Source organism: Thioalkalivibrio sp. ALMg3, assembly GCF_000381225.1.
GTDB classification, from domain to species: domain Bacteria; phylum Pseudomonadota; class Gammaproteobacteria; order Ectothiorhodospirales; family Ectothiorhodospiraceae; genus Thioalkalivibrio; species Thioalkalivibrio versutus.
Map to the genome: position 1 here is coordinate 255101 of NZ_KB906219.1, position 12572 is coordinate 267672.

A 12572-nucleotide genomic window follows, 5' to 3' on the forward strand; every position below is an offset into this window, starting at 1 on the left:
AAGATGAACCGGACCCGCGCTTTCGCGTTAAACTTACGGGCTGATTCAAGCGGCCCGTATTCATGTCCTTTATCGAGGAAACCCGCCGACGCCGGACCTTCGCGATCATTTCGCACCCGGACGCCGGTAAGACCACCATGACCGAAAAGCTCCTGCTGTACGGCGGCGCGATCCAGCTCGCCGGTACGGTCAAGGGGCGCAAGTCAGCGCGCCATGCCACCTCCGACTGGATGGAGATGGAGAAATCGCGTGGCATTTCGGTCACTTCTTCCGTCATGCAGTACCCGTACAAGGGCCGCATGGTGAACCTGCTGGACACCCCGGGACACGCGGACTTCTCCGAGGACACCTATCGCACGCTGACCGCAGTGGACTCCGCGCTGATGGTGATCGACGCCGCCAAGGGTGTCGAGGAACGGACCATCAAGCTGATGGAGGTCTGCCGGCTGCGCGATACGCCGATCATGACCTTTGTGAACAAGATGGACCGCGAGGGCCGCGATCCGATCGAGTTGCTGGACGAGGTCGAGGAAGTGCTGAAGATCCAGTGCGCCCCGATCACCTGGCCGATCGGCTCGGGAAAGCGCTTCCGTGGCGTCTATCACCTCCGCCGCGACGCGGTGCATCTTTACGACCCCGAAGAGGGTGGCAAGAAGTCCACCGGCGAGATCATCGAGGGCCTGGACAACCCGCGCCTGGACGAGGTGCTGGGGCCGCAGGCCGGGGAGCTGCGCGAGGAACTGGAGCTGGTGCAGGGCGCCTCGCACGCATTTGACCCGGAGGCCTACCTGAGCGGTGCGCAGACCCCGGTGTTTTTCGGCTCGGCGATCAACAACTTCGGGATCGAGGAGCTGCTGGACGACTTCGTCGAGTACGCTCCCGGCCCGCTGCCGCGCCCGACCCACTCGCGCAAGGTAGAGCCGACCGAGGAGAAGTTCACCGGCTTCGTGTTCAAGATCCAGGCGAACATGGACCCGAACCACCGCGACCGCATCGCGTTCATGCGCATCTGCTCGGGCACCTTCGACAAGGGCGCCAAGCTGCGCCACGTGCGCATCGGGCGCGACGTGAAGATCCCGGACGCGCTGACCTTCCTGGCCTCCGACCGCGAGCATGTGGAGACCGCCTATCCCGGCGACATCATCGGCATCCACAACCACGGCACCATCCGCATCGGGGATACCTTCACCCAGGGCGAGGACCTCACCTTCACTGGCGTGCCGAACTTCGCCCCGGAGCTGTTCCGCCGCGCGCAGTTGAAGGACCCGCTGAAGATGAAGCAGCTCGCCAAGGGGCTGCAGGAGCTGTGCGAGGAGGGCGCAACCCAGCTCTATCGCCCGTTGACCAACAACGACCTGATCCTGGGGGCGGTCGGCGTGCTGCAGTTCGAGGTGGTCGCCGAACGCCTGCGCACCGAGTACAAGGTGGAGGCACAGTTCGAGAACGTGAACGTCCAAACGGCGCGCTGGGTCGAAAGCGATGATCCGAAGAAATTCGACGAGTTCAAGGAGAAGGCGGCGACCAACCTGGCCATCGACCACGGCGGCGATCTGGTCTATATCGCCCCGACCCGGGTGAACCTGCAGATGGCGCAGGAGAAGTGGCCGGAGATCCGCTTCCAGTCGACCCGCGAGCACGGCCAACCGACGGAGTAACCTCTGCGCTCCTGACTACTCCTAACTACTCCCTCGGCGCGCGGGACATTGGCCCGTCATTGCGCGGAGCGAAGCGACGAAGCAATCTCCCGTGGGCTATCGGATCTAGCTGGGGTGCGAGCTTCTGGAGGGTGCCGCGGCGCCTTCGGCGCCTCGCAATGACGTTGCATCTGGCCTGCGCAGGAGGTTTGCATGGCGTTGAATTTCCGATGGACCCCGGCCCTGGTGGTTGTAGTGCTGGCGCTGGGCGTTGGTGCCTGTTCGGTGCACAAGACCGAGACCCGGGGTGATGGGCCCGAGCCGCGTCCGGGCACGGTCGAGCAGATGAACCCGTTCCTGCATTTTCTCGAGAGCCGCCCGACACCCGCGGAATTCGGGCGCGTCTACCCCGACGTGATGCTGGTGCTGCCCGGCGACATCGTGACCCAGGAATACCGCACCGATCACAGCCGGTTCTTCGCCGATCTGGACGACGAAAATCGTATCCGTGGCGGCGAGTTTCGCTGATCCCGCGATGCTGCAAATCTCCAACAGCGTGAGCGTCCCCGAGCACGAGATCGAGCTGATTCCGATCCGTGCCCAGGGGGCTGGCGGCCAGAACGTCAACAAGGTCGCCTCGGCCATTCACCTGCGCTTCGATATCCGCGCCTCCGGCCTGCCCGATGTCTACAAGGAACGCCTGCTGCGCCGCCGCGATCAGCGCATCAGCAAGGAGGGCGTGATCGTCATCAAGGCGCAGCAGTACCGTACCCAGGAGGCCAATCGCGAGGACGCGCTCGAACGCCTGGCGGAGCTGCTGCGCGAGGCCGGCCGCCCGATCAAGGCGCGCAAGGCCACGCGGCCGACCCGCGCCTCCAAGCTGCGCCGCCTGGAGGGCAAGACCCAGCGCGGCCGCAAGAAGGCCCTGCGCGGCCGCGTCGACCCGGACTGATTCACTTTTCGGTTTACCACGAAGCGCACGAAGAAATGACGGAATTCAAGGGCGTATTCAGCACGGAGGACACGGAGAAATTCGAAAGGCTCTGATGTGAACGATCCGTCAAGGGTGCGGGGTGCCGCCAAGCGCACGAAGCAGCGGCGGTTAACCGGCAGTAACCCAGGCTGCAATCAATACCCGTATCTCACTCCCACTTCCCTGTTTTCTCTGCCCCCTCCGTGGTGAACAAGGGTTTAGTCCCCGGCGTTCGGGCTTGCGTTGGCGGTGGTGGGTTCGTGTTCCTGCTGGTGTTGCCACAGGCGGGCGTAGGCGCCGTTCCTGGCGAGGAGTTCGCGATGGGTGCCACGTTCGACCACGCGGCCCTGGTCCAGCACCACGATCTGCTCGGCGTCCTTCACGGTGGACAGGCGGTGGGCAATGACCAGCGTGGTGCGCCGCGCCGAGACCTCGTTCAGGGCCTGCAGGATGGCCTTTTCTGAGCCCGAATCCAGTGACGAGGTGGCCTCGTCGAACACTAGGATCGGCGGGTCCTTCAGCAGCATGCGGGCGATGGCGATGCGCTGTTTCTCGCCGCCGGAGACCTTGAGCCCGCGTTCGCCGACCACCGTGTCCAGGCCGTCCGGCAGGCGCTCGATGAAGTCGTCCAGGTGCGCCAGGTGGGCCGCGCGCAAGATCGCCTCTTCGGACGCTTCCGGGTCCCCGTAGGCGATGTTGTAGCGAATGCTGGAGTTGAACAGCACGGTGTCCTGCGGGACCACACCGATCGCGCGGCGCAGGCTCTGCTGGGTCACCTCGCGGATGTCCTGTCCGTCGATGGTGATGCGCCCGTCGGTCACGTCAAAGAAGCGGAACAGCAGCCGGGCGAGCGTCGACTTGCCGGCCCCGCTGGGCCCGACCACCGCGAGCTTGTGCCCGGCGGGGATCTCGAGCGAGACGTCCGCGAGGATCGGGCGCTCCGGCTGGTAGTGGAAGGCGACCTGTTCGAAGCGCACCTGCCCGCTGGTGACCTCGAGATCCGGTGCGTCCGGGCGGTCCTCGACCTGCACGGGCTTCTCCAGCAGCCCGAACAGGCGCTCGATGTTCGCCAGCGACTGGCGGATCTCGCGATAGACGAAGCCGAGGAAGTTCAACGGCATGAACAGCTGGATCATGTAGGCGTTGACCATGACCAGGTCGCCCAGCGACATCTGCCCCGAGGCCACGCGGCTGGCGGCCAGCAGCATCATCACGGTGATCGCGCCGGCGATGATCAGGGCCTGCCCCGAGTTCAGCAGCACCAGCGACAGCACGTTCTTGGTGCGCGCCTGTTCCCAGGTGGCCAGGCCCTCGTCGTAGCGCCGGGCCTCGAAGCCCTCGTTGCCGAAGTACTTGACCGTCTCGTAGTTCAGCAGGCTGTCGATCGCGCGGGTGTTGGACTCGTTGTCGCGTTGATTCGCCTCGCGCACGAAGCGGGTGCGCCACTCGGTAATCCACACCGACCAGGCAATGTAGGCCGCCACCGCGATGATCACCGTCAGGGTGAATACCGGGCCCACCGCGATCAGCAGGATGACCGCGACCATCGCGATCTCGATGATCGTCGGCAGGATGTTGAACACCATGAAGCGCAGCAGGAAGCTGATACCGCTGGTGCCGCGCTCGATGTCCCGGGCCAGGCCGCCGGTCTCGCGCGCCAGATGAAAGCTCAGCTCCAGCCGATGCAGATGTTCGAACACGCGCAGGGCCGCGCGCCGCATGGCGCGCTCGGCCACCCGCACGAAGACCGCGTCGCGCAACTCCCCGAACAGGGTGCCGCCAAAGCGCAACAGGCCATAGGCCACCACCAGTGCCACCGGTACTGCCACCAGCGCGTCGGTGCCGGAATCCTCGAAGTGATCGACGATGTATTTCAGTGCCAGCGGGACCAGCACGGTCGCCAGCTTGGCCAGGCCCATCAGCCCGAGGGCGAGGAACAGCCGCCCGCGGAACTCCGCGAGATAGGGGAACAGGGAGCGAACGATGCGCCAGTTAATCGCCTCGTCGGGCGCATCGTGCACGCTGGAATGACCGCGCATGGGGGAATCCGGGGCTGGGTAGGTCGCCTACCTTAGAGGCTTGCCGCTGGCTTCGCACGTGGGCGCGCGTTCGGTAGCGGCTTCCGGCCCCGGCGGGATCTGCTACGTCGCCGGAACTATCAGCGATGGATACGGTAACCCGCCCCGGTCCTGCTCGAGGTCGTGGTGGCGCAGCCTGGCGTCCAGGCAGGCGCGCACCGTCTGGCGGACCGCATCCGAGCGAGGGGATGCATGTGCCGGCTCCGCTCAGTCGATGCCGACGGCGCGCTGTTCCTGGCGGATCCAGGCGATGATGTGGGCGGTCTCCTCGCCGGTGACGCCCGCCACCGGCGGCATGTCGCCGAACTCCCAGTGATGCTGGTGCACGCCCAGGGCCACCGCGCGATGGAAGGTGATGTCCGGGTGGTGCGAGGGCTCGTAGATGCGGTGGATCAGCGGCGGCCCCTGGTCGGTGCCGCGGGCATCCTCGCCGTGGCACTCCATGCAGTTGGACCGGAACAGCGAGCGCCCGGCTTCGGGGTCAGCGGCGAAACCCTCCGGCGGCAGGCTGTAGTCGAGCTGGGCCGTGGAGCCCGAGGCCGCGTTCGACTCGCTGGCGGGTGCCTGCGCGGCCGCGTCCCCGGTGTCCGAATCCGGGGCCTCGGAGCAGGCGGCGAGCGTCAGGAGCGCGAGACAGACAACGGGCAGGAGGCGGGTGGATGTCGGCATTGGGATTCCGGAAAAGGAGGGCTGGATCGGCAGTTTAGCGTGGCGAGTGTTATCGCGGAAAGGCGCAAAAGCCCGAATCAGCGTCTTCTTGCAGGTGTCGGTTGCGGGCGGCGCAGGGTGATTCCGACGCCTGTCGCTTGCAGCGGTGCCGGGCATTCGGCAGTCTTGCCCGCCTGTCATATTGTTTGGAGTGTATCCATTGGAACCCTCGGGTCTTGCAGCTGGAGAAGCGCAGGGAAGCGCTCCGGCGGCGGCGCTACTGGAGATCCTGCGCGAGACCTTCGGCTATACGGAATTTCGCGGCCAGCAGCAGGCGATCGTCGAACACGTGACCGGTGGTGGCGACGCGGTGGTGCTGATGCCCACCGGCGGCGGCAAGTCGCTCTGCTACCAGATCCCGGCGCTGGCACGGCCCGGCTGCGGCATCGTGATCTCGCCCCTGATCGCGTTGATGCAGGACCAGGTCGCCGCCCTGCGCCAGAACGGCGTGGCCGCGGCCAGTCTCGACTCCGGCCAGAAGGCGGACGAGGCGCGTTCCGTGCTGGCGGCCCTGCACGCCGGCGAACTGGACCTCCTGTACATGTCGCCAGAGCGGCTGTTTGCCTCGGGCATGCTGGAACGCCTGGAAGGCATCGACCTTGCCCTGTTCGCGATTGACGAGGCGCACTGCGTCTCGCAGTGGGGGCATGACTTCCGCCCCGAATACAGTCAACTGGCGGTGCTGGCCGAGCGTTTTCCACAGGTGCCGCGCCTGGCCCTGACCGCGACCGCCGACGGCCCGACCCGCCAGGAGATCCGCGAACGGCTGTGCCTCGATCAGGCGCGCGCCTTCGTCAGTTCCTTCGACCGCCCCAATATCCGCTACCGCATCGCCCAGGCAGACGGCGGCCGGGGCGGCTCGGCACGTGATCGGCTGCTGCGCTTCATCCGCGAGGAACACGCCGGGGAGGCGGGGATCGTGTATTGCCTGTCACGCAAGAAGGTGGACGCCGTGGCCGAATGGCTGGCGGAGCAGGGTGTCACCGCCCTGCCGTATCACGCCGGCCTGCCGGCCGCGACCCGCGCGGCGAACCAGACCCGCTTCCTGCGCGAGGAGGGGGTGGTGATGGTCGCCACCATCGCCTTCGGCATGGGCATCGACAAGCCGAATGTGCGCTTTGTCGCCCACCTGAACCTGCCGAAGAGTCTGGAGGGCTACTATCAGGAGACCGGCCGCGCCGGCCGCGATGGCCTGCCGGCCAATGCCTGGATGGTCTTTGGGTTGCAGGATGTCGTGACCTTGCGCCAGATGCTGGAGGGGTCGCAGGCCGGGGCCGAGCGTCAGCGCGTCGAACAGCAAAAGCTGGAGGCCATGCTGGGCTTCTGCGAGATCACCAGCTGCCGCCGCCAGGCCCTGCTGGGATATTTCGACGAGCACATGCCGGAACCCTGCGGGGCCTGCGACAACTGTCTGGAGCCGCCGGCGACCTGGGATGCCAGCGTGCCGGTGCAAAAGCTCCTGTCCTGCATCTATCGAACCGGCGAGCGCTTCGGCGCCGGGCATGTGATCGACGTGCTGCGCGGCTCGGCCAGTGAGCGCCTGACCCGTCTGGGGCACGATCGTCTGAGCACCTTCGGCATTGGCAAGGAACTCGACAAGGCGCAGTGGCGCGGCGTGGTCCGGCAGTTGCTGGCGCGTGGGCTGCTGCGCCTGGATGACGAGGGCTACGGCGGACTGAAGCTGGATCCGGCCTGCCGCCCGGTTCTGCGCGGCGAGGAGGGGATTCACCTGCGCGAGGAGGCGGCCCGTCCGGAGAAGGGGGCACGTAGCGCCAGCCCGGCACGGCGTGATACGGCCCGTACAGTCGCGGCGATGGACACCGAGGATCGCTCCCTGTGGGAGGCGCTGAGGGGCCTGCGTACCGAGCTGGCGCGGGATCAGGGGGTGCCGCCCTACGTGATCTTCAGCGATGCCACATTGCTGGAGATGGTGGCGGCCGCGCCGCGCACCCATGACGAGATGGCCGGGATCTCCGGGGTCGGGCAGCACAAGCTGGAACGCTACGGCGATGCCTTTATCAAGGCCATCGAGGGGCATTTCGGGCTATAGTGGTGCGAAAAACCACACCAAATGATGCGTTCGGGGAGACCGCGTGACCGATACCCGCTTCCTTGAGGATTTCTACCGCCTTCGCGACGGTCAGCTGGTCGTAACCCCGGAGCAGGGCAGCGACTTCGCCAAGACCCTCGCGGGCGACTTCAATCCGATCCACGATGCCGACAACCGGCGCTTCTGTGTCCCGGGGGATCTACTGTTTGCCCTGGTGCTGGACACCTACGGCGCGAGCGCGGACATGCTCTTCCGTTTCACCGGCATGGTGGGAGGCAATGTGCCCCTGATCTTTCCGGAAAACCCGGGCGCGGCCTTTGCCATTACCGACGAGAGTGGCAAGAGCGTAATCGAGGTCGAGCGTTCGGGGGCGGTGATCGACGAGCCCAGTGCGATCGGATCCCTGATCCGCAGCTATGTCGGCTTTTCCGGGCAGAATTTCCCGCACGTGCTGGTGCCGCTGATGGAGGAGCACGGCGTGATGGTGAACCCCAAGCGCCCACTGGTGATGTATGAGCGCATGGGTTTTCATCTGCCCGAGCCGCTGGCAGCCAGCGCCGGGGTGCCGGAGCCCCGTCTGAAGGATGCGGTGATGACGGTCAATGGCAAGCGCGGAGAGATTCGCCTGGACTACGAACTGGTCATCGACCAGTCGGTGGTTGCCGACGGCAGCAAGCACCTCGTGCTGAGCGGGCTGCGCGCGTTCGATGCCGCCGATGTCGAGCGGCTCGTCGCCGACTACGAAAGCTGGAAGGCCGCCTACTTCAATCAGCAGGGCGGGGCCCACGCCCAGGCCTGAGGTGCCTTGTTCACCACCACGCGCACGAAGACATGAAGAAGGGCCAGGTCCAAAGCGAAAAGCCTTTCCAGGTCGGCGGGAAGGCGGGGCGTTTTTGCTCCGGGGGCATTGAGGAGAACTGCGGACGACAGCGTCGCGCCAGGCACTGGGGCTGGGTGTGAGCGTTCAAGAACTCTTCTGATTTCCCGTCTTCCTGTGAATCGCCCTTGAACTTCTTCCTGTCTGCGTGTGCTTCGTACTGAAAACTCAGTAGAACTGGCCGAGCGCCGCGCGGACCTGGACTTCGGTCTCGGGCGTCAGGTGTTCCGCGAGTTTTAGTGGGTGATCGGGCAGTAGCAGCACGACCGATGAGCCCAGGTTGAAGCGACCCATCTCCGCGCCGCGCTCCAGGGTGACGGCACGGTCCGGATACTCGCTGACGCTGATCTCGCGACCATGGGGCGGGGTAACCTCGCCAGCCCATACGGTCTCGATGGAACCGACGTTCTGGGCGCCGATCAAGGCCATGGCCATCGGCCCCACCGGGGTGTCGAAAAAGGCGATCACCCGTTCGTTGCGCGCGTACAGCCGCGGCACGTGACGCACGATGCGCGGGGCGACCGAGAACAGCCGTCCGGGCACATGGATCATGTGGGTCAGGGTGCCGGTCAGCGGCATGTGCAGTCGGTGGTAGTGACGCGGTGACAGATACAGGGTCACGAAGTGCCCGTGACGGAAGGCCTCCGCGAGCTCGTCCTCCCCGCCCAGCAGTTCCCGGACCGTGTAGTGATGTCCCTTGGCCTGGAAGATCTGCCCGCCCTCGATGCGCCCGGCGGCGCTGACCCGGGAATCGGCCGGGCTGACCAGGGTATTTGCGTCCCCCTCCAGTGGCCGTGCGTCCTCGCGCAGGGCGCGGGTGAACAGCGCGTTGAAGCTGGGGTAGGTGGTCAGGTCCGGTTCCGCGGCCTCGTCCATGTTCAGGCCGAAGCGGCGCACGAAGGCGCGCAGCAGCGGTTGCAGCTGCGGCGACTCGATGCGCGCCAGACGATGCACCACGCGCGACAGGGCGTGCTGTGGCAGCAGGTGCGACAGGCGCGCCAGCCAGGGGTCGATCTTGCTCATGCGGGATCTCGTTCGGGCGTACACAGTGACATCGAGGCGGTATGATGACCGCCCCCGCACGCAACGGAAAGACCGGGCATGGATTCAACCACCGGATTGCGCACCTTGCGCGACTTCATTCGCTTCGGCGCCAGCCAGTTTCGCGGCGCCGGGCTGACCTTCGGCCATGGCACCGACAACGCCTTTGACGAGGCGGCCTGGCTGGTGCTGCACACCCTCCACCTGCCGCTGGATCTACCCGAGTCGTGGTGGGATTCGCGCCTGAGCGAGGCCGAGCGCACGCGGGTCGTGGCGGTGTTGCGCGAGCGCATCGCCACCCGCAAGCCGGCGGCGTACCTGACCCGCGAGGCCTGGTTTGCCGGGTTGCCGTTCTATGTCGACGAGCGCGTGCTGGTGCCGCGCTCGCCCCTGGCGGAGTTGATCGCCGCGGGCTTCGAGCCGTGGCTGGATCCCGATGGGGTGACTCGGGCCCTGGATCTTTGCACCGGGGGTGGCTGCATCGGTATCGCGATGGCGCTGGCCCTGCCGCAGGCGCAGGTGGACCTGGCGGATGTCTCGCCGGATGCGCTGGCGGTGGCTCGGATCAACATCGAGCGCCACCAGATGAGCGAACAAGTCCGCGCATTGCAGTCCGACGTGTTCGATGGGCTGCAAGCCGGTGACCGCTATGACCTGATCGTGTCCAATCCGCCGTACGTGGATGCCGAGGACATGGCGGCCTTGCCGGAGGAGTACCGCCACGAGCCGGCATTGGGACTGGCTGCCGGGGGCGACGGGCTGGATATCGTGCGCCGCATCCTGGACGGGGCCCGCGAGCACCTGACCGAGGACGGCGCGCTGATCGTGGAGGTCGGCAACAGCCAGGCCGCGGTGGAGGCGGCCTTCCCGGACCTGCCAATGATCTGGCTGGAGTTCGAGGCCGGCGGGCATGGCGTGTTCCTGGTCTACGCCCGCGACTTGCCCGCCAGCGCCTGACCACGCCGACCCGCGCCCGGACCCCGGTCCGAAAACCCGGCAGCAGGCCCTGTAAACGGCGCCGGTGGCGATGCATACTGCGAGGCTATGGAATCACGTCTGGTGGATATGCAGAGTCGGTCCGAGGAAGAGCGGGCGGAGGTCAGCCTGCGCCCGAAACGGCTCGCGGACTACACCGGTCAGCCGCGCGTGGTCGAGCAGCTGGGGCTGTTCATCGAGGCCGCCCGCGGGCGTGACGAGGCCCTGGACCATACGCTGGTCGCCGGCCCGCCCGGGCTGGGCAAGACGACCCTCGCGCATATCATTGCCAACGAACTGGGGGTGGGCCTGCGTCAGACCTCCGGCCCGGTGCTGGAGCGCGCCGGCGACCTGGCGGCGATCCTCACCGCGCTGGAGCCGCGCGATGTCCTGTTCGTCGACGAGATCCACCGCCTGCCGACGGTGGTGGAAGAGATCCTGTATCCCGCCCTGGAGGATGGCCAGCTGGATATCGTGATCGGCGAGGGTCCGGCCGCGCGTTCAATCAAGGTGGACCTGCCGCCGTTCACGCTGGTGGGGGCCACCACCCGCGCCGGGCTGCTCTCGGCCCCGTTACGTGACCGGTTCGGTATCGTCCAGCGCCTCGATCATTACACTGTCCCCGATCTCGCGCATATCGTGAATCGCGCCGCCGGCTTGCTGGGCGTGGGGATCGAGGCCGAGGGCGCGACCGAGATCGCGCGCCGCGGGCGCGGCACGCCGCGTCTGGCCAATCGTCTGTTGCGGCGGGTGCGCGATTTCGCCCAGGTGCGGGCCGATGGCGTGGTGACGCTCGATGTGGCCGCGCAGGCGCTGGACCTGCTGGCGATCGATGCCTCGGGGCTGGATGCCCAGGATCGCCGTCTGCTGGAGGTGCTGGTGGAGAAGTTTGATGGCGGCCCGGTCGGGGTCGAGAGTCTGGCCACCGCGATGAACGAGGACCGCGGCACGCTGGAGGATGTGGTCGAGCCGTTCCTGATCCAGCAGGGCTATCTGCAGCGCACCCCGCGCGGGCGCCAGGCGACTCGCCGCACGCTGGCCATGTTTGGTCTGGCGCGCACGGAGGAGGGTGACCTGCTGACGCCGATGGCCGAGGGCGCGCGCCAGCCATGACGACGGATTTCGCATGGCCGGTGCGGGTGTATTACGAGGACACCGATGCCGGTGGCGTGGTCTACCACGCGAATTATCTGAAATTCATGGAGCGCGCGCGGACCGAATGGCTGCGTGCGCTGGGCTTCGAGCAGGACCGGCTGCGCGCCGAGTACGGAATTGTGTTCGCCGTGCGGCGTCTGTCTGTGGAGATGCAGCGCCCCGCCCATTTCAACGAGGCCCTGACGGTGACCTGCCGGGTGCAGCGTCTGCGCCGCGCCAGCATCGAATTCGCGCAGGCGGTGCAGCGTGACGCGGCGGTGCTGGTGACCGGCGAGGTCGGCATTGCCTGTGTGGACGTGGCCCGGCAGGCGCCGGTGGCAATCCCCGATGAAGTGACGCACGCGCTGCGTGCGGCGGATGGAACAAAGGCATAACGGGAGATGGACAAGTGACAGTCGACTTTTCAATGTACCAGCTGATCATGGACGCGAGTCTGATCGTGCAGCTGGTCATGGTGATCCTGGTGGTCGCCTCGGTGCTCTCCTGGCTGGTGATTATCATCAAGGCGCGTTCCCTCAACGCGGCCCACCGCGCCAGCGATGAATTCGAGGAGCGCTTCTGGTCCGGCGCCGATCTGTCGCATCTGTACGAGGGGGTGCGGCGCAAGTCGGAGATGTCCGGCATGGAGCATGTCTTCTCCTCGGGCTTCAAGGAATTCCTGCGGGCCCGCCAGCACGGCATGGCGCCCGGCGAGCCCGCGCACCGCGCGATGCGTGTGGCCATCGCGCGCGAGACCGACGAGATGGAGCGCTACCTGCAGTTCCTCGCCACGGTCGGTTCGACCAGCCCGTACATCGGCCTGTTCGGGACGGTGTGGGGCATCATGCATGCCTTCCTGGGGCTGTCCGGGGTGCAGCAGGCCACACTGGCGATGGTGGCCCCCGGGATTGCCGAGGCCCTGATCGCGACCGCGCTTGGCCTGTTCGCCGCCATCCCGGCGGTGATCGCCTACAATCGCTTCGCCGGGGATGTTGACCGCGTGGCCTCGCGCCTGGAGAACTTCGGCGACGAGTTCGTAGCCCTGCTGAATCGCCAGGGGGCGGGCAAGCCTGCCGAGGGTGCCGCCGGGGCGCCGGCCTAA

Annotated in this window: 12 protein-coding genes; 9 read left to right on the plus strand and 3 right to left on the minus strand. The window is 66.7% G+C overall.

Translation table 11 applies throughout. The features are described from left to right. Window positions 1–62: 62 nt before the first annotated feature. From F622_RS0101260 to arfB, 3 genes are all read left to right on the plus strand, one after another. Window positions 63–1655 (plus strand): peptide chain release factor 3, encoded by a 1593-nt coding sequence (locus tag F622_RS0101260; protein ID WP_018143973.1) that lies wholly within the window; start codon window positions 63–65, stop codon window positions 1653–1655. 192 nt (window positions 1656–1847) lie between these two features. After that, window positions 1848–2162, plus strand: coding sequence for a hypothetical protein (locus tag F622_RS0101265; RefSeq protein ID WP_018143972.1), 315 nt, complete (start codon window positions 1848–1850; stop codon window positions 2160–2162). A 7-nt stretch (window positions 2163–2169) separates the two neighbouring features. Next, window positions 2170–2586, plus strand: a complete 417-nt coding sequence (arfB, locus tag F622_RS0101270) for an alternative ribosome rescue aminoacyl-tRNA hydrolase ArfB (protein WP_018143971.1) — start codon at window positions 2170–2172, stop codon at window positions 2584–2586. A 239-nt stretch (window positions 2587–2825) separates the two neighbouring features. Here arfB and F622_RS0101275 read toward each other — a convergent pair whose 3' ends face one another. Continuing rightward, window positions 2826–4646: an ABC transporter ATP-binding protein/permease gene (locus F622_RS0101275; RefSeq protein WP_019571182.1), complete on the minus strand. Its 1821-nt coding sequence runs from the start codon at window positions 4644–4646 to the stop codon at window positions 2826–2828. A 246-nt stretch (window positions 4647–4892) separates the two neighbouring features. Beyond that, on the minus strand, window positions 4893–5354 hold the full coding sequence (locus F622_RS0101280) for a cytochrome c (RefSeq protein WP_018176073.1): 462 nt from the start codon (window positions 5352–5354) through the stop codon (window positions 4893–4895). Between the two features lie 199 nt (window positions 5355–5553). Between F622_RS0101280 and recQ the strand changes: the two genes are divergently transcribed. Together recQ and F622_RS0101290 are read left to right on the plus strand one after the other, a co-directional pair. Beyond that, window positions 5554–7443, plus strand: a complete 1890-nt coding sequence (gene recQ, locus F622_RS0101285; protein WP_018176072.1) for a DNA helicase RecQ — start codon at window positions 5554–5556, stop codon at window positions 7441–7443. A 43-nt stretch (window positions 7444–7486) separates the two neighbouring features. Continuing rightward, window positions 7487–8242, plus strand: a complete 756-nt coding sequence (locus tag F622_RS0101290) for a DUF3581 family protein (protein WP_018168443.1) — start codon at window positions 7487–7489, stop codon at window positions 8240–8242. A gap of 246 nt (window positions 8243–8488) precedes the next feature. On the opposite strand, the gene asd is transcribed toward F622_RS0101290, so the two are convergent. Further along, window positions 8489–9343, minus strand: coding sequence for an archaetidylserine decarboxylase (gene asd, locus F622_RS0101295; protein ID WP_018176071.1), 855 nt, complete (start codon window positions 9341–9343; stop codon window positions 8489–8491). A gap of 78 nt (window positions 9344–9421) precedes the next feature. Here asd and prmB point away from each other — a divergent pair, with 78 nt between their 5' ends. The 4 genes from prmB (at window position 9422) to tolQ (ending at window position 12572) form a co-directional block, all read left to right on the plus strand. After that, window positions 9422–10318 carry a 50S ribosomal protein L3 N(5)-glutamine methyltransferase gene (prmB, locus tag F622_RS0101300; protein ID WP_018176070.1) on the plus strand — a complete coding sequence of 299 codons (897 nt, stop codon included), beginning with the start codon at window positions 9422–9424 and terminating at the stop codon, window positions 10316–10318. An 87-nt stretch (window positions 10319–10405) separates the two neighbouring features. Beyond that, window positions 10406–11449, plus strand: coding sequence for a Holliday junction branch migration DNA helicase RuvB (gene ruvB, locus F622_RS0101305; protein WP_026313016.1), 1044 nt, complete (start codon window positions 10406–10408; stop codon window positions 11447–11449). Continuing rightward, window positions 11446–11865: a tol-pal system-associated acyl-CoA thioesterase gene (gene ybgC / locus F622_RS0101310; protein ID WP_018176069.1), complete on the plus strand. Its 420-nt coding sequence runs from the start codon at window positions 11446–11448 to the stop codon at window positions 11863–11865. Before ruvB ends, ybgC begins: the two co-directional genes overlap by 4 nt. A 32-nt stretch (window positions 11866–11897) precedes the next feature. Next, a complete protein-coding gene (gene tolQ / locus F622_RS0101315; RefSeq protein WP_018168448.1) occupies window positions 11898–12572 on the plus strand; it encodes a protein TolQ in 675 nt (224 codons plus the stop codon).